Consider the following 18,114-nt stretch of genomic DNA (forward strand, 5'->3'; position numbering starts at 1 on the left):
TCTCTTTTTTAAATTTTCCCTGTAATTCCGTTGTAAATCATGTTCAAGGCAATGATGAAAATCAAAACGGCGAAGAACAATTTTAGTTTTTTGGTATTTGCTTTCATTAGTACTTTAGCGCCTACCATTGACCCAAGAAGTACTCCAATAATAACGGGCATGCAAATAGAGGGTTCTATATATCCCTTTTGAAGGTAGATTACCGAACTGGCGATCGCTGTTACTCCCATCATAAAATTGCTGGTTGTAGTCGACACTTTAAAGGGAACTTTCATAATGGTATCCATAGCAATTACCTTAAAAGCACCAGATCCTATACCCAATAATCCTGACATCATACCAGCAACGCCCATCATACTAAAACCACCCAGAATATTGGTCATGCTGTAATGAACCTTTTCTCCGTTCGCAACAGGATAGTTTCCTGCGAGTTTGAGTTTCTTCGCGAAGAAGCTACCTTGTTCAGGGAGGATGAGGTGATCTTCTTTTTTTCGAATGGAATTCAAAGAAGAGAAGATTAGGGTTGCACCAAATATGATTGCAAGTAAAGAAGTAGGAGCATTGGTTGAGAGTAAAGCTCCTACTACGGCACCAATAGTTGTAGCGATTTCGAGAAACATCCCCAATCGCATATTGGTTATTCCTTCTCGTACGTAAGCAGATGCAGAACCGGAAGAAGTTGCAATAACAGCAACTAATGCAGTTCCAATGGCATAATGCATGTCTACGCCTAGGAATACAGAAAGTAAAGGGATTATAATAATTCCGCCTCCAAGTCCTGATAATGAGCCAATAAAACCAGCCGCAAAAGCACCCAGAAACATAATTAAAATAAAAGTTAGTAATGACATGTTAGGTTGAATTTTTGATGAAAAGTAAAAGTATTAATTATTATAAAAAACAACGTACAAAAAATGGTTTATCTGGATTTTCAGGTTTTATGCCTTCGGAAATTTTCCGTTTTGTAGAATATAACTCGTAAATTTGTATCAATTGAAATTGTAAACTATGAGTAAAGATTGGTTAGCTACTTTTCAGGGCCAAGCCCCTGCAATAATTGCAGGTCCTTGTAGTGCTGAAACACCGGAACAATTGTTGCAAATTGCACGTGCCTTGCCTAAAGAAGTAAAAGTATTTCGAGCAGGTATTTGGAAACCAAGAACAAAACCGGGTGGATTTGAAGGTGTTGGCGCAATTGGTCTGGATTGGATGAAACAAGTTAAACAAGAAACAGGTTTACTCTTGGCAACAGAGGTTGCAACAGCAGAACATGTAGAATTGTGTCTTGCGAATGATGTTGATATTTTGTGGATTGGTGCGCGTACTGCAGTAAATCCTTTTTCTGTACAAGAAATTGCAGATGCGCTAAAGGGAACAGATAAAATTGTGATGATTAAGAACCCTATTAACCCTGATCTGTCTCTATGGATGGGAGGGCTAGAGCGATTGGAAAAAGCTAATATCAATAAATTAGGATTGATTCACCGCGGATTTAGTACCTACGAGAAAACGAAATATCGCAATATTCCTGAGTGGCAAATTCCACTAGATATCAAATCGCAATTGCCTCATATTCCTATTTTTTGTGATCCTTCTCACATTACAGGACGTCGAGATCGAATTCAGGCTGTCTCTCAATTGGCATTGGATTTAAATTTTGATGGATTGATGATAGAAACTCATTGTAATCCTGATAAAGCGTGGAGTGACGCCGCTCAACAAGTAACACCAGAACAGTTGACGGAAATTATTCATACCCTGAAGTTGCGCAATATTACAGACGATACGGAAGAATATATGCAAAAACTACAGACCTATCGCATTCAAATCGATGATATGGATAGTAAGATTTTAGATCTTTTGAAAATGAGAATGATGATTTCAGATGAGATTGGATCACTAAAACGCGAACGAAATGTTGCTGTTTTTCAACAGGAAAGATGGAATAGTATCGTAGAAAAAATGATGAAAGAAGGGGAGCATCTCGGATTTACGGATGAGTTTATTCGCACAATTTACACCGCCATTCATCAAGAAAGTATTTATCGCCAAGATCAGGTCATTAATAGAAAAGAAGAGTAAGAAATAATACAAAGGAAAAAGTAGACGAGGTTTTTTCTACTTCGTCTCTTTTTTTTGCATGGATTTTTAAAATATATTTGCCCCATGAAAGGAACAGTTTATAAATCAACAGGAAGCTGGTATGTTGTCAAAGGTGAAGATGGGCAGTTTTACAATTGTCGCATCAAAGGAAAGTTTCGCTTAAAAGGGATTAAAAGTACAAATCCCATTGCGGTAGGTGACCATGTGTCATTCGATCTAGAAACTACCAATGACGCCGTAACAGGAGTGATTAACGATATTGCGCCACGTATGAATTATATTGTGCGTAAATCTGTAAACTTATCCAAACAAGTGCATATCATTGCATCGAATATCGATACAATGTTTTTAATTGTAACAATTGATAATCCAGTTACTACAACAAGTTTTATCGATCGTTTTTTAGTAACAGCAGAAGCTTATGGCATTAAAACAGTGCTAGTCTTTAACAAAATTGATACTTATTCAGAAGAGGCTTTAGACGAACAACTGTATTTGCAGTATATCTATTCGCAAATTGGTTATGAGTGCTTGCGTGTTTCCGCCCTAGAATCTAAAGGATTAGATGCCATTAAAGAACGCATGATCGGAAAAGTTTCCATGTTCTCAGGACACAGTGGTGTTGGAAAATCAACATTAATCAATGCTATAGAGCCAGGACTTAATCTGAAAACAGCTCAGATCTCAGAACAACATCAACAAGGACAGCATACTACAACTTTTGCAGAAATGTTTGATTTGTCCTTTGATGCTGCTATTATTGATACTCCCGGGATTAGAGGGTTTGGTGTGGTTGATATGGAACCACAAGAAGTAGGAGACTATTTTCCAGAATTCTTTGCTTTAAAAGGTCAGTGTAAATTCAATAACTGCTTGCATAAAGAAGAACCTCACTGCGCGGTAAAAGAAGCCTTAGATAACGATGAATTAGCATGGTCGCGGTACAAAACGTATATTCAAATTCTCGATGGAGAAGAAGAACACTATCGTACGGATATTTATAAAGATGGGAAAAATCAAGAAGAATAAATTATTTTTTTGCTATAAATGAAAGCTGGCTCTACAAAGAACCAGCTTTTTTTATTCGCGTTTGTTTTTACTTTTTTCTATTGTTTGTTGTTAAGTAAATGGCTGTTTGTACATGTAAAAATTAGAGTCCTCTTTTTGTTTTTCAGTTTCATTTTTAAATCCTCGCTAAAATAGCGAGCTATACAACAGGAGTTTTGTATTTTTGGTTAGGATAATAAAAATGCCATATAGGAAATGAACAAGATTGTATTTGTTGTGTTGGGGATTTTTAGTTTAAGTACTTATGCTCAAGATGCACCAAACCAAAGGTTAAGTAATGTACAAAGAGAAGAGCCTCAAGAGGTCTTACAGTTGAACAAAGCAGATGCCGTAGTATTAAATGAAGAAGGAATCATTGAATATCAATTTTCGGAGGAAGAAGGATTTTCTATTTTACTAAAAGTGAAACGACTCATTCAAATTAATTCAAAAGAAGGCATTAGTCACGCAAGTTTATTGGTTCCTTTTTATTCTAATCGCTATACAAGAGAAGAAGTTGAGGTTGAATCATATGAAATTCATCGAACCGCTAACGGAAAAGAAGAAGTTATTGCTGTTAATACAGCGAGTAACCGACTAATTGACGATGGTTTTTATCTAAAAGAAATTATAGTAAATGACATCCGAATTGGAGATGTCATCGCATATAGCTATGTGAAAAAAATCGATAATATCGATGTGATTCCAACGTGGTATTTTCAAGAAGATATTCCGAAACTAAAAAGTAGTTATACGGTTAGGATTCCCGATAATCTGACGTATTTAATCACTAATACAGGTGGAATTAAGGTAAAAGAAACGAAAGAGGTTACAGAAACTACTCGCGATTTAACGAAAAACAAATGGGGTACATCGTATCGATTTAAAGAAGCAATTCTCAAGTTTGAAGCGAAAGAGGTACCTGCTTTTGTTTATGAACCATTTATGGATAATATCAAAAATGCCAAGAGTGGGATCCGTTTTGATTTAATCCAATTTCAGTATCCTATGAGCCCATCTGTTGTTGTTCCACATGAACCTGTGGCTGTAGCAAAAGAGTTGAATAAAGATAGAAATTTTGGCGGAGAACTAAGACAAGAGAAGTATTGGAATAAATTGATTGCAGAGCTAAATCTAGATGGATTAAACCAACAAGAAAAAGCAGAACAAATAGTTTCGTTTATTCACTCCAAGATCAAATGGAATCAACAATATGGATATTGGACTGAACAGGGGGTGAAAAAAGCAATGGCTCAAGGAAAAGGAAATAGCGGAGATATAAACATAGCCCTTATAGGCGCTTTACGTGCTGCCGGATTTGTTGCTGAACCGATTGTATTAAGTACTCAATCCAATGGTAAAGCACCTATTCTATTTGCCCGATTCTTGAATCAAGTGATTGTGGGACTCCAAATTGACAACCAATTTTTTGTAGTAGACGGAACAATGGATCAGCCGATTTTAAACGTCTTGCCATTTGAAGATTTAAATGAAGATGGATGGATGATAACAGAGCAAAATGAAGTGTCTAAAGTGGATCTAATACCGAAACAATTCTCGTTTAAGCAGGAAGAGTTTGCCGTAAATCTAAAGGAAGATGGAAATGCCGAAGGAAGCATGAAAAGTACCAGGACCCGCTATGAGGCAGCAGCTTTTAGAGCAAGATACGGCGAGAGCATGCTCAATCGCAGTCGCAGTGACATTGAAGCACGTTCAAATCAATTCTTTTTAAGTCAAGGTGAGATTAAACCATTGAAAAATGGAGATATTGAAATGCAATATCAAGTGCGAAAATTTAACTTTGCAACGAAGAATCCTCAAAGTGGTGAATTGACATTTAATCCGATGGAGTTGTATGCGGAAAAGCAAAACCCATTTAATGAGAGAACCAGACAATCGGATATTCATTTGCTGTATCCCTCGATGGATATGTATAAAATAGTGGTTCAACTACCTGAGGGGTATCAAGTAAAAAATTATCCCACGGATGAAGTGTTTACTAGTGAAAAAACAGGTGCAAAGTTGATTTATGAAGTAAAACTTTTGGACGGAAATAAAATACAAGTGGGAATGAGCTTACGCTTGCAAAAAACGGTAATTGCCAAAGAGGATTACCTGGAGTTTCGTCAATTGTATAAGATCGTGCAGCAAAGAATAAATGAGATGCACATCGTAATAGAGAAAGTAAAATAAGTAGAAAAAAGAAGACATTGAGAATAGTTATACAACGCGTAACAGAAGCTTCTGTTACAGTAGAAGGAGAGACCATAGGGAGCATAGGAAAAGGTTTACTTGTGTTAGTGGGGATCGAAGAAATAGATACCAAGCAAGATATTGATTGGCTTTCGGGAAAATTGGTGAATTTGCGTATTTTTGAAGATGAACAAGGGGTGATGAATAAATCTGTTTTAGACATCGATGGAGAGGTGTTAGTTGTGAGTCAATTTACCTTACACGCTTCAACAAAAAAAGGCAATAGACCTTCGTATATTAGAGCTGCAAAACCCGATTTCGCTATTCCTATGTATGAGCAATTTGTTGCACAAGTTACTTGTGATTTAAATAAAAAAGTACAAACAGGACAATTCGGAGCGGATATGAAAGTAGCCCTGCTCAATGACGGTCCTGTAACGATTTGTATTGATTCTCAAAATAAAGAATAATGAAAAAAACACTGATTAAATTTAGCCTGTTTACGGTTATTTACGTTTTATTTTCTTGGTTCATTTCTACAGATTTTGTCTGTGCATTGAAAGGAGATCCACTTTGCATGCAAAACGTAGCAATTCGCTATGTCATATTTATGGTGCTCATGTTTGTATATGAGAAATGGGTTAAAAATAGGTTGTTTAAAAAAAATAAATAAGAATAAGATGAATATTAAGGACGCTCAAGCAGCAGTAGACACTTGGATTAAAGAACACGGTGTTCGCTATTTTAATGAATTGACCAATATGGCTCAATTAACAGAAGAAGTAGGAGAAGTAGCGCGTATTATTGCACGTCGTTATGGCGAACAATCGGAAAAAGAAAGTGATAAAAATAAAGATCTAGGAGAGGAATTAGCGGATGTTGTTTTTGTGGTTTTGTGTTTAGCGAATCAAACAGGAGTTAATTTACAAGAAGCATTTGACAAGAAGTTAGATCTTAAAACAAATAGAGATCACGATCGTCACCACAATAATGAAAAATTGAAATAAAAGAGAACGCATGCAGGTCTACCTCCAAAAGTCATCGATAGTATCAGAACAAACCCTTGTTATTTCAGGAAGTAAATCTGAAAGCAACCGCTTGTTGTTGTTGCAAAAGATTTTTCCTCAACTCACGGTGGAGAATTTAGCAGATTCAGATGATGTGGTAGTCATGCAAGAAGGATTGGCAACGTCAAAGCGCATGGTGAATGTGCACCATGCAGGAACAACTATGCGATTTTTAACGGCTTATTTTGCTTTATGTCAAGAACAAGCTGTTGTGTTAAAAGGCAGCGAACGGATGCACAACCGTCCTATAGAGATTTTGGTGGATGCCTTGCGCGAATTGGGAGCTCAAATTACCTATCTTGAAAAAGAAGGTTTCCCTCCTTTGGCTATTGAAGGAAAACAAGTAACAGGCGGTAGTATTCGCATTCCTGCTTCGGTTAGTAGTCAATATATTTCTGCATTGCTCTTAGTGGGAACACAGCTTAAAAATGGAATTCAACTTGAACTCATTGGCGATATTACTTCTCGACCTTACATCGAGATGACACTATCCTTAATAGAAGAGTTAGGTGCAGAAACTAGTTTTGAAGGGCAAACCATCGCCGTTCGACCACCAAAACAAATCCAAAAAACACAATTCACGGTTGAAGCAGATTGGTCATCAGCCTCGTACTATTATTCACTTATTGCCTTATCTCCATTAGGTACTTCTATGCGCCTGGGGAAATACAAAGCGGTAAGCTTACAAGGAGATGCTATATTGCCTGAAATTTATGAGAAACTTGGTGTCGAAACTACTTTTGAAACACAAGATTATATTCGATTGACAAAAATAGCCCAAAGACAAGACTGCATAGACGAAGACTTTTCGAATACACCTGATTTGGCTCAAACAGTGGTAGTAACGTGTTTTGGATTGAAGATTCCTTGTGCTATCAAAGGATTGCATACACTGAAGATCAAAGAAACGGATCGCTTAGTGGCTTTACAACAAGAGTTGAAAAAACTAGGAGGAACACTGCACATTACCTCTAATGCACTATCACTAACTACAACAAGAGAAGAACCAGAAGAGCCAGTAAGGATAGACACCTATCAAGATCATCGCATGGCTATGGCTTTTGCTCCTCTAGTCACACAAAGAGATTTAATTATAATGGAGGCAGAAGTAGTCAGTAAATCTTACCCCATGTTTTGGAAAGACCTTCAAAAACTGGGAATTAGGTTGCATGAATCCAATTGAAAAATAAAAAAATAGTGCTAAATACTTGACAACGCCTATCTCAAGGTTGTATATTTGTAAAACTTGAAAAGAGCTAACCTCTTTTTATTGAACTAATTAAAATTGTTTTTCAATGAAGTTATCAAACTTTAATTTTGATTTGCCAGAAGAATTATTGGCAGAATTTCCAGCTGAGAATAGAGATGAGGCGCGTTTAATGGTGATTGACCGTAAAGCGGGAACTATCGAACATAAATTATTCAAAGATGTTGTAGATTATTTTGGAGAAGGTGATGTAATGGTTTTAAACAATACGAAAGTATTTCCTGCACGTCTTTATGGAAATAAAGAAAAAACAGGTGCTAGAATTGAAGTTTTCTTATTGCGTGAATTGAATGAAGAACAACGTTTATGGGATGTTTTAGTAGATCCAGCGCGTAAGATTCGAATTGGAAATAAGTTGTACTTTGGAGAAGACGATTCATTAGTTGCGGAAGTTATTGATAACACAACGTCTAGAGGTAGAACATTGCGCTTTTTATACGATGGTTCATACGAAGAGTTCAGAGCTAAATTGCAAGAACTTGGAGAAACTCCAATTCCAAAATACATCAATAGAGAAGTTGTTCCAGAAGATGCTGAACGTTACCAAACGATCTATGCAAAAGAAGAAGGAGCCGTTGCTGCACCAACTGCAGGTTTGCACTTCTCTAAGCACTTGATGAAACGTTTAGAAATTAACGGAATTAAATTTGCTGAAATAACACTTCACATCGGATTGGGTACATTTAACCCAGTAGAAGTAGAAGATTTATCGAAACACAAAATGGATTCAGAAGAATTCGTAGTGTCTCAAGAAGCTTGTGATATTGTGAATCAAGCCAAAGAAGAAAAACACAGAGTATGTGCCGTAGGAACAACTTGTATGAGAGCTTTAGAAAGTTCAGTTTCTTCAAGTCAAACGCTAAATCCATACAGAGGATGGACTAATAAATTTATCTTCCCTCCTTATGATTTTAGTATCGCAGATTGTATGATTACAAACTTCCACATGCCGAAATCTACCTTATTGATGATGATTTCTGCTTTTTGTGGACATGATTTGATGATGAAGGCATACAAAGAAGCAGTTGAAGAAGGATACAAATTCTATTCTTACGGAGATGCAATGTTGATTTTATAAAATCAATAAAAAATATCATATCACTAAAAAATCCCTTGCTATCCCAGCAGGGGATTTTTTATAAGTAGAAAAGAGTGGAAATATTGATAAAAATTCTACTTTTACAAAAACCAAAAATATAAACCATGAAATTTGAGAATACGTTAGCTTTTGCTCAAAGTCTTGATGCTAAAGATACCTTAGCAAACTATAGAAATGAATTTAACTTTCCAAAAGTAAACGGAAAGCAAGTGATCTATTTTACAGGAAATTCACTGGGGCTTCAACCAAAAAAAGCCGTAGAGTATGTGAATGAAGTAATGACGGACTGGGCAGAGTTAGCCGTAGAAGGACATTTTTATGCCAATAAACCTTGGTGGGATTACCACGAGAGATTTAGTGCGCCTTTGAGTAAAATCGTGGGAGCAAAACCATCGGAAGTAACAGTGATGAATACATTAACAGTGAACCTACACGTGTTAATGGCAACTTTTTATAAACCTTCTGGAAAACGCATAAAAATTTTATGTGAAGAAAAAGCATTTCCAAGTGATCAATATTTAATTCAAACCCAAGTGAAATGGCATGGATTAGATCCAAAAGACGTAATTGTTGAGGTAAAACGCAGACCCGGAGAACACAACTTCAGATTAGAAGATATTTTAGCGAAGATCGAAGAAGTAGGAGATGAGTTGGCATTAGTATTAATGGGCGGGTTGAATTACTATACTGGACAAGTACTCGACATGAAAACCATTACCGCAAAAGCACATCAATATGGCGCTTATGTTGGATGGGATCTAGCACATGCTGCAGGAAATATCAACCTAGAATTACATGATTGGGATGCGGATTTTGCTGCTTGGTGTAGTTATAAATACATGAATTCAGGACCAGGAAATGCTTCTGGATGTTTTATTCATGAAAAACACCATGCGAATAAAGACTTAGTGCGTCTTGGTGGATGGTGGGGACACAATAAAGAAAGACGCTTTTTGATGGAACCAAATTACGATCCAATTGAAGGAGCACACGGATGGCAAATTAGTAATTTACCTATTCTATCTCTTGCTCCTTATTTAGCATCAGTAGAAATGTTTGCCGAAATTGGTATGCCTAAGTTAATTGAAAAACGCAATCTCATTACTGCTTATTTAGAGTTTATAATCAATTCGATTGCTGCTGAAGTAGGGGGTAATTTTGAAATTATAACACCTTTGGAACAAAGCGAACGCGCAAGTCAATTGTCTATATTATTACATGGAGAAGGACGAGCAATGTTTACTTATTTAATGGAAGCAGGTGTAATTGTAGATTGGAGAGAACCGAATGTGATTCGCTTAGCACCAGTGCCTTTATATACGAGTTTTGAAGATATGTACCATTTTGGGCAAATCTTGAAACAAGGGATACAAAGTCAGAAATAATTTAGATAGTACGACTGTAATTTAATTCATAAATTTGCAGCGAAAAATAACAGCTTAATACATATGTCAACAAAGCAGCAAAAAATAGAGACTTTTGATCCGTCTCAACCTGGATTAGCCGATGCAACAATCTATGGATTGCCTTTTACAGCAGAAGAAAGTGAAATCATTGTAGTTCCTGTGCCTTGGGAAGTAACGGTAAGTTACGGAGCTGGTGCATCAGAAGGACCAGAAGCAATTTTAGAAGCTTCGTATCAAGTGGATTTGTTACATCAGAAATATCCTGAACTTTGGAAGTTGGGAATTTATTTTGATGAAGCACCTGCACATTGGCATGAGCAAAGTGCTCAATACAAAACTCTAGCTCAACCAATTATTGAGGCTTTAGAAAATGGAGAGAACTTAGCAGATCATCCAGCGCTACAAGCGAGTTTAGATACAATTAATCAAGTGTGCGCAACGTTACACAAAGAAGTAGAAGAGAAAGTTGCCAACTGGATGAGCCAAGGAAAACGCGTTGTTTTATTAGGAGGAGATCACAGTACACCTCTAGGTTATTATAATGCTGTTGCAAAAAATCACGATTCTTTTGGAATCTTACATTTTGATGCACATATGGACTTAAGAGATGCATATGAAGGATTTACATATTCACATGCGTCTATTATGTTTAATACTTTGAAATTACCACAAGTTGAAAAAATTGTTCAAGTGGGAATTCGCGATTTTTGCGAGCAAGAAGTTGAGGTAGTAAAAACGTCTGGTCGTGTTTTAGTTCATACAGATGCAGATTTGAAAAAAGACGAATTCGAAGGAATGAGTTGGAAAGATAAATGTGATCAAATTATCGCTTCTCTACCTCAAAAAGTAGTGATTAGTTTTGATATTGATGCGTTATTACCTTGGTATTGCCCAAATACAGGAACACCAGTGCCTGGAGGATTAACCTTTGAGCAAGCAACTTATATGATTACCAGACTTTCTGAAACAAACAAAGAAATTATTGGTATGGACTTAGTTGAGGTTGCACCAGGGGAAGATGATTGGGATGGAAACGTTGGCGCACGACTATTGTTCCACATGTGTGGAGCATTTGCTAAGTCACAAGGATTGACCGTTGGAAAGGAATTAACGTTTGAAAAATAATTAAATAATCCCTTTTTTAAGGGATTATTTTTTTGGACCTTCTTTTAAACTAAGGTTGAGTAAGGTTAAAAGGATGGCAAGTATCAATAAACTGTATACGAGTATACCTTCAAAATCTAAAATAAACTGACAAATGTACCAACAACCCGTCAGTAAGATAACGATAATCCAAATTAAGTTTTTCATTGTTCTTAAGCGTGTGCTTAAAAGTAGTAGATAATACATCAAGGAAAAAACACTATTCAAACATTGAATAGGTAATTATATTAAATATTCAAATATTTAAACGTAGTATGGGGAAAAGTATTGCAATTGTAGGAAGTGGTTTGGTAGGAACTGTACTAGCCATTGCATTAAAACAGCAGGGGCATCAGGTTTTTGTTTACGAAAAAGGAGAGGATATTCGTACCCTTGATTTTTCTGGGCGTTCTATTAATTTGGCGCTTTCAGAACGCGGATGGAAGATGTTGAAACGCATAGGGCTAGAAGATAAAGTTCGTCAGTTTGGAATTCCCATGTACCAACGAGCGATTCACCATATCGAAAAAGAAGAAAAACAACCGTACGGCATTCACGGAGAAGCTATTTGGGCAGTTTCTCGTGGAGGATTAAATAAAAAATTGGTCGACTGGGCAGAAGAAGTAGGGGTACAATTTGTTTTTAATACACCTATTTGGAGTCTTGACATCAAAAAGGGACTTTTATATACGAGTGAGTATGAGCATCAAGAATGGAAAGCCATTCAGCATGATGTGATTTTTGGTGCTGATGGTGCTTATTCTAAAGTGAGAAGCCGCCTACAAAGAAGAAGCCGATTTGAATACCAACAATCGTACTTGCCTATTGCCTATAAGGAACTTGTTATTCCGGCAAAAGAACAGGGAACTTTTGCAATGGATGAAAATTCATTCCACATTTGGCCAAGAAAAGACTTTATGTTAATTGCTTTACCCAATATGGATGGATCTTTTACTTGTACTCTTTTTATGCCTTATGAAGGAGAGGTGTCTTTTAACGCGATTCAATCAGAACGTGAAATTCACCATTTTTTTCAAACCAATTTTCCAGATGCATTACAATTGATGCCTGATTTACTGGAATTGTATCAGGCGAATCCTGTCAATTCACTCGTTACAACCACTTGTTTTCCGTGGGTATACAAAGATAAAGTAGCCTTAATTGGAGATGCTGCTCATGCGGTTGTACCTTTTTATGGGCAAGGGTTAAATGCAGGACTAGAAGATGTGGATGTTTTGTTAGATTGTTTGGTAAGTGAACCAGACAATTGGGAAAAAGCATTAGATGTTTATCAACATTCTCGAAAGGTAAATGCGGATGCAATAGCAGAGCTATCGTATCGAAATTTTAAAGAAATGAGTGAGCAAACAGCAAATCCGCTATTCTTGTTGCGCAAGAAAATAGAGAGCAAGTTTGCTAAGAAATACCCTGATCTGTGGTTGCCCCTTTATGATCGAGTGACTTTCAGTAAAGGAAGTTACCAAGAAGCACTAGCCATTGGCGACAAGCAGGCAAAAATCATGGATGTAATCATGACAGCTGAAAATATTGAAGAACGCTGGGATAGTCTTGAAATAGAAGAACATTTAAAACAATTGATAAACGAAAATAGAGGATTTTAATCCTCTATTTTCGTTTCTTGGCGGTTGTGGTTCTCGACGTCTTTGTTGAACGAGAAGAACTATTTGATCCACCCATTACTTTAGAAAGCAAACTAAACGCTCCTTTAATAAAGGTAGCACTGGTTACAACTTTTAAAATACTTTTTGTAATGGTGTTGTCTTCTTTCTTGGGTTTACTTGTGCTTGAAGTTTGAGTTGTAGATTCCTCTTGCTCATTTGTAGGAACTTTGCGTTGTTCTAGTTTTTCAAATGCACTTTCGCGATTAACCGTCTGATTGTATTTTTGTACCAATTTCGATTGGCTGAGAATTTCTCCAATCTCTCCCTCGGATAAAATATCCATTCGACTCATTGGTGCACGTAAGGTACACACAACTAAAGGCGTCGGAATTCCCTTTTCATTTAGTGCCGTAACTAAGGCTTCTCCAGTTCCCAATTGTGTGATGATTTCATTGGTCGTATAATATGAGGTAGAAGGGAAGTTTTCAGAAGCAGCTTTAATCGCCTTTCTGTCTTTTTCAGTAAATGCACGTAGGGCATGTTGGATTTTTAATCCCAATTGTGCCAAAACTCCGTTGGGAATGTCTGTCGGATTCTGGGTAATGAAATAAATACCAACCCCTTTTGAACGAATTAACTTAACAATGGTTTCAATTTGATTTAACAGCGCCTTGCTTGCTTCATTGAAAATTAAATGAGCTTCATCGATAAAAATAACTAATTCAGGCTGACCACTATCTCCTTGTTCAGGTAACTGATTGTACACTTGCGTTAAAAGATTCAACATAAAAGTAGAGAACAGCTTAGGCTTATCTTGAATATCTGTCAGACGTACAATATTGACAAAACCCTTGCCGTTATCGTCATAGCGCATTAAATCGCGAATATCAAACGAAGGTTCTCCAAAGAACAAATCAGCACCTTGTTGTTCTAATTCGATTACTTTTCTCAAAATAGCATTGGTAGACGCTGGTGAAATACGACCATACTCGTTCTCAATTTCTGCTTTTCCTTCATTGGTTAGGTATTGTAACAACTTCTTGAAATCTTTTAAGTCAACAAGTTCTAAGTTGTGATCTTCTGAGAATTTAAACAATAAAGCAATAATTCCAGCTTGTGTATCATTTAATTCCAAGATTCGACTAAATAAAATAGGACCAAATTCTGCAATTGTAGCACGTAAACGAACCCCGTTTTGTTGCGAAAGTGTTAATAACTCGACAGGAAAAGCGCTAGGATGAAAAGGTAAATTCATCTGTTCGTGACGATTTGTAATAAAATCATTCGCTACTCCGGCTTTGGCAATCCCGCTAAAGTCACCTTTAATATCCATCATAAGTACGGGAATCCCTTTGTCTGCCAGTTGTTCAGAGAGTACTTGAATGGTTTTTGTCTTTCCTGTTCCCGTTGCACCAGCGATTAAACCGTGGCGATTTAACGTTTTAAGTGGAATGTTTACAAAAGTGTCTGCTATAATTTTTTGATCCAAATTTGCACAGCCAATGGTAATAAAATCACTTTTATGACTATAACCATTAATGATGTCCGTTTTGAAATTTTCTATGCTCATTTTATATATTTTATATAATTAAAGGTGATTATTAGATAAATACACAAGTTTACATGTGGATTTGTTATAATTATCAAATGTTAAATGTGTTCTTTGTGATGAAATAAAGATAGTAAAATTCATTTAGACTTATTATCTTTACCACTGCTTACTTTTTTTCTAATGTTAAGGTAAGTATAAAATAATCTTATGTTAAGTCTAGGTTAGCTTATTTTAAAAAAATGGATTTTAATTTTTTTATTTCGTCTAAAAACATAAATTTGCGACACTGATGACTTTAAAAAAGTAAAAAAGTAATAAGTAATAATTGAAAAAAAAGAATTAAATTTTAAAAAGATGACAAACGTATCAAACGAATCAGTTGAAAAAGTAGGGTCAAGCTCAGGAGCAAGTAGATTATTTGCATCATTAGCTGTAGTATTATGTATTGTTTTTGGTTATATCATTTGGCAATTCGTAATGGGTAATCCAGCGAACTTCGAGAATGGTGATCCAGCAGGGCACCCACTACCAGGTAACTTCATGGGAATGGTTTATAAAGGAGGACCAGTAGTTGCTGTGTTAATTGGTTTATTAACTATGACAATCGTTTTCTCAATTGAGAGATTTTTAGTTATTTCTAAAGCTTCTGGAAAAGGAGATGTTGGAAAATTCGTAAAAGAAATCCAAGTTTCAATCAACGAAGGAAGAATCGAAGAAGCTATGGAAGCATGTGATACTCAAAAAGGATCAGTAGCTAACGTTGTTAGAGCTGGTTTAGTTAAGTATCAACAAATGAAAAAAGAAGGATACAATAGCGAAGAAGCTACTGAAGCTATCCAAAAAGAAATCGAAGAGGCTACAACTCTTGAGATGCCAATGTTAGAGAAAAACATGATCGTATTGGCTACATTAGTATCAATTGGTACATTATGTGGATTATTAGGTACAGTAACAGGGATGATTAAAGCGTTCTCAGCTTTAGCAACTTCTGGTACTCCTGACTCAGCTGCATTAGCAACAGGTATTTCTGAGGCGTTAGTATGTACTGCTACAGGTATTGGTACTTCAACATTAGCGATTGTAATGTATAACTCATTTACTACAAAAATTGATAGATTAACTTATTCAATTGATGAAGCTGGATTTGCTATTACTCAAGCATACAGAAGATTCAAAGGATTAGTAAAATAATTTTAGAATAAGTATTAATAATCTTATATTGAAAAATATAGGAGTTAAAAAATTTATCAATGGCTAAAGGTAAAATGAAAAAGAAGAGTATGAGCGTAGATATGACCGCGATGTGTGACGTGTCATTCTTACTCTTAACTTTCTTCGTATTAACATCGACAGCAAAGCTTCCGGAGCCATTACCAGTAGATACACCAAATTCAACCGTTCAAACGAAATTGCCAGAAAGTAACTTAGCAACAGTTACTATTGGAGGAGAACCAGGTGCAGAAAAGGTTTTCTTTGGAGTTTTGGGAAAAGAAGATCGTATTGCTACGCTTGAAAAAATGGGCAGTCGTTATCAGATTGAGTTTAATGATGAAGAGAAGCAAGTATTTGCTTATACTGAAGGTATCGGAACTCCTATTAACGAATTGAAGAAATTTTTAAATCTACCTGCAGACGTTAGAAATAAAATTGGAGCGGACCAACCAGGTGTTCCAACTGACTCTGTAAACAATCAATTAAAAGATTGGGTAGAGATGGCACGTATTGTTGCAAAAGAAAACAATAACAAAGTTTTAGACGTTGCAATTAAGGGAGATGCAGAAGCAAACTACCCTGCAGTGAAAAAAGTTATTGATATCTTGCAAGAGCAACGTGTAAATAGATTCTTCTTAGTTACAGGACTTAGAAACGAAGATTTTTAATCATTAAAAAATTAAACTGTAAATGGCTGAATTAAATACAGGCGGCGGAGGCAATAAGGATAAAAAAGTAAGAAGTAAGAAACAAAATGCCGGAGTAGATTTAACTGCGATGGTGGATTTAGCGTTCTTATTGATTACGTTCTTTATGTTGACAACATCTATGAATAAGCCTCAGTCTATGAATCTTGCAATGCCTGATAAGGACGCAGACAAGACTCAAGAAGATGAGAAAACGAAAGTAGATGAGAACCGCACAATGACTATACTAATTGGCGGAGACAATAAAGTAAAATGGTATATGGGTATGGTTAACAGCCCAATTGAAGGACCAACAGATCAAACTTATGGTAAAGCAGGTATTCGTCAAGTATTGTTAGAGAAAGACAAACAAGCTATTGCATACTCGAGAGAAGCAGACAAAGGTTTGATCGTGATCATCAGAGCAAGTGAAAAAGCTACATATCGCAATTTAGTTGATATTTTAGATGAGATGGCTATCTCAGGTATTAAATCATATGCTTTAGTAGATATCACTCCTGAGGATTTAGAAATATTAGGTGAGAAGTAGTTAACGTTCTGAGAAATTAAGAAATTATGTCAAAATTAAATATCTTTAAAAAGGATTGGGTTGATATTATCTTCGAAGGACGTAACAAGTCTTACGGAGCATATCAATTGAGATCTGAAAACCCAAAAGTGACAACTGTAGCTTTGTTCTCAGGGATTGCTTTGTTCGGTTTAGCATTGGTATCACCAATGTTAATCGAGATGGCAAAAGGAACTTTTGGAAACAATAAGGTGGAGAAATTGGATAAGGTTATCGAAATGGAAAATTTAAATTTACCAGATGATATCCCACCACCACCACCGCCACCAGAGGATGTACCACCACCTCCACCACCTCCACCAGCAGATGAGGTAAAATCAATAAACGATACGAAAAAGTTTACTGAACCTGAAATTGCTAAGAAAGAGGAAGTGAAAGAGGAGATTGTTTCTCAAAAAGAGTTGGAAACAGCTGATGTAGGAACAAAAGACATGAAAGGTGATAAGGACAAAGGTGAGATCAAGATCAAAGAAAAAACTGGAGAAGCCGACAAGGGAACAGGTTCTGGTGGTGACGGAGATGGAAACGAAGTTTTCATTGCTGTACAAGTACCAGCTGAATACCCAGGAGGTATGCAAGCGTTTAATAAACAATTTATTCAACGATTCAGAACTCCAGAAATTGATTCAGGTGTGAAATCTATCCGTGTTATCGTTATGTTTATCGTTGAAAAAGACGGTTCATTAACAGATATCAAAGTTGTACGTGACCCAGGTTACGGAGCTGGAAAAGAAGCAGTACGTGTATTATCTAATATGCCGAAGTGGAAACCAGCCGTACAAAACGGAAAAACAGTTCGATCACAGTTTACATTACCAATTACAATTCAAGTTCAATAGTAATGTTTAACAATAAATTCAAACAAAAATCGCTATTACAGCGATTTTTGTTCTTTTTTGGACTATTGTTTTTTCTTCTTTATTTGTTTTGTGGTATTGCCTTGATTGTTAGTAAGTCACTGCCCTTTCAAATGGAAGATAACCATCGAATCCTTTTCGGTGTCGTTTTAATAGTCTATGGTTTTTTTAGATTCTACCGTTTGTGGAATACTAATATGGGAAAAGATTAAAAAGCTTCGATTTATTCGAAGCTTTTTTTATTGTTTGATATTTATGTTAAAAACTGATT

General features: G+C 36.2%; 18 protein-coding genes. 15 read left to right on the top strand and 3 right to left on the bottom strand.

What is annotated here, in order from left to right; translation table 11 throughout:
- Positions 1-8: 8 nt before the first annotated feature.
- A complete protein-coding gene (locus H4K33_RS02820; RefSeq protein ID WP_182646987.1) occupies positions 9-851 on the bottom strand; it encodes a sulfite exporter TauE/SafE family protein in 843 nt (280 codons plus the stop codon).
- A gap of 157 nt (positions 852-1,008) precedes the next feature.
- Between H4K33_RS02820 and H4K33_RS02825 the strand changes: the two genes are divergently transcribed.
- The 10 genes from H4K33_RS02825 to H4K33_RS02870 all read left to right on the top strand — a co-directional run bounded on the left by H4K33_RS02825 (position 1,009) and on the right by H4K33_RS02870 (position 11,307).
- Complete coding sequence (locus tag H4K33_RS02825; RefSeq protein ID WP_182646988.1) at positions 1,009-2,082, top strand: chorismate mutase; 1,074 nt, start codon at positions 1,009-1,011, stop codon at positions 2,080-2,082.
- An 84-nt stretch (positions 2,083-2,166) separates the two neighbouring features.
- Positions 2,167-3,132, top strand: a complete 966-nt coding sequence (gene rsgA, locus H4K33_RS02830) for a ribosome small subunit-dependent GTPase A (protein ID WP_182646989.1) — start codon at positions 2,167-2,169, stop codon at positions 3,130-3,132.
- 234 nt (positions 3,133-3,366) lie between these two features.
- Positions 3,367-5,343: a DUF3857 domain-containing protein gene (locus H4K33_RS02835; protein ID WP_182646990.1), complete on the top strand. Its 1,977-nt coding sequence runs from the start codon at positions 3,367-3,369 to the stop codon at positions 5,341-5,343.
- A 17-nt stretch (positions 5,344-5,360) separates the two neighbouring features.
- Entirely contained in the window at positions 5,361-5,813 is a 453-nt protein-coding gene (gene dtd / locus H4K33_RS02840; protein WP_182646991.1) for a D-aminoacyl-tRNA deacylase, read from the top strand.
- Positions 5,813-6,016, top strand: coding sequence for a hypothetical protein (locus H4K33_RS02845; protein WP_182646992.1), 204 nt, complete (start codon positions 5,813-5,815; stop codon positions 6,014-6,016). Before dtd ends, H4K33_RS02845 begins: the two co-directional genes overlap by 1 nt.
- A gap of 7 nt (positions 6,017-6,023) precedes the next feature.
- Entirely contained in the window at positions 6,024-6,350 is a 327-nt protein-coding gene (locus tag H4K33_RS02850) for a nucleotide pyrophosphohydrolase (RefSeq protein ID WP_182646993.1), read from the top strand.
- A gap of 10 nt (positions 6,351-6,360) precedes the next feature.
- On the top strand, positions 6,361-7,593 hold the full coding sequence (locus H4K33_RS02855; protein ID WP_182646994.1) for a 3-phosphoshikimate 1-carboxyvinyltransferase: 1,233 nt from the start codon (positions 6,361-6,363) through the stop codon (positions 7,591-7,593).
- A gap of 112 nt (positions 7,594-7,705) precedes the next feature.
- Positions 7,706-8,755: a tRNA preQ1(34) S-adenosylmethionine ribosyltransferase-isomerase QueA gene (gene queA / locus H4K33_RS02860; RefSeq protein ID WP_182646995.1), complete on the top strand. Its 1,050-nt coding sequence runs from the start codon at positions 7,706-7,708 to the stop codon at positions 8,753-8,755.
- Between the two features lie 125 nt (positions 8,756-8,880).
- Complete coding sequence (gene kynU / locus H4K33_RS02865) at positions 8,881-10,161, top strand: kynureninase (protein ID WP_182646996.1); 1,281 nt, start codon at positions 8,881-8,883, stop codon at positions 10,159-10,161.
- A gap of 63 nt (positions 10,162-10,224) precedes the next feature.
- Positions 10,225-11,307, top strand: coding sequence for an agmatinase family protein (locus tag H4K33_RS02870; protein ID WP_182646997.1), 1,083 nt, complete (start codon positions 10,225-10,227; stop codon positions 11,305-11,307).
- 24 nt (positions 11,308-11,331) lie between these two features.
- Here H4K33_RS02870 and H4K33_RS16425 read toward each other — a convergent pair whose 3' ends face one another.
- Positions 11,332-11,493 (bottom strand): hypothetical protein, encoded by a 162-nt coding sequence (locus tag H4K33_RS16425; RefSeq protein ID WP_220485289.1) that lies wholly within the window; start codon positions 11,491-11,493, stop codon positions 11,332-11,334.
- A gap of 107 nt (positions 11,494-11,600) precedes the next feature.
- On the opposite strand from H4K33_RS16425, the gene H4K33_RS02875 reads away from it, so the two are divergent.
- Positions 11,601-12,947 (top strand): NAD(P)/FAD-dependent oxidoreductase, encoded by a 1,347-nt coding sequence (locus tag H4K33_RS02875; RefSeq protein ID WP_182646998.1) that lies wholly within the window; start codon positions 11,601-11,603, stop codon positions 12,945-12,947.
- Positions 12,948-12,951: 4 nt separating this feature from the next.
- Here H4K33_RS02875 and H4K33_RS02880 read toward each other — a convergent pair whose 3' ends face one another.
- Positions 12,952-14,517: a helicase HerA-like domain-containing protein gene (locus H4K33_RS02880; protein WP_182646999.1), complete on the bottom strand. Its 1,566-nt coding sequence runs from the start codon at positions 14,515-14,517 to the stop codon at positions 12,952-12,954.
- 336 nt (positions 14,518-14,853) lie between these two features.
- Between H4K33_RS02880 and H4K33_RS02885 the strand changes: the two genes are divergently transcribed.
- The 4 genes from H4K33_RS02885 to H4K33_RS02900 are packed head-to-tail and all read left to right on the top strand — an operon-like array spanning position 14,854 to position 17,825.
- Positions 14,854-15,690, top strand: a complete 837-nt coding sequence (locus H4K33_RS02885; protein WP_182647000.1) for a MotA/TolQ/ExbB proton channel family protein — start codon at positions 14,854-14,856, stop codon at positions 15,688-15,690.
- A gap of 59 nt (positions 15,691-15,749) precedes the next feature.
- The gene (locus H4K33_RS02890; protein WP_182647001.1) at positions 15,750-16,379 is read left to right on the top strand and encodes a biopolymer transporter ExbD; all 630 of its coding nucleotides are present in this window, start codon (positions 15,750-15,752) and stop codon (positions 16,377-16,379) included.
- A 22-nt stretch (positions 16,380-16,401) separates the two neighbouring features.
- Positions 16,402-16,947 carry a biopolymer transporter ExbD gene (locus tag H4K33_RS02895; protein ID WP_182647002.1) on the top strand — a complete coding sequence of 182 codons (546 nt, stop codon included), beginning with the start codon at positions 16,402-16,404 and terminating at the stop codon, positions 16,945-16,947.
- Positions 16,948-16,973: 26 nt separating this feature from the next.
- A complete protein-coding gene (locus H4K33_RS02900) occupies positions 16,974-17,825 on the top strand; it encodes an energy transducer TonB (protein ID WP_182647003.1) in 852 nt (283 codons plus the stop codon).
- Positions 17,826-18,114 lie beyond the last annotated feature (289 nt).

Origin of the sequence: Myroides sp. WP-1 (genome assembly GCF_014145635.1) — a bacterium.
GTDB lineage: Bacteria > Bacteroidota > Bacteroidia > Flavobacteriales > Flavobacteriaceae > Flavobacterium.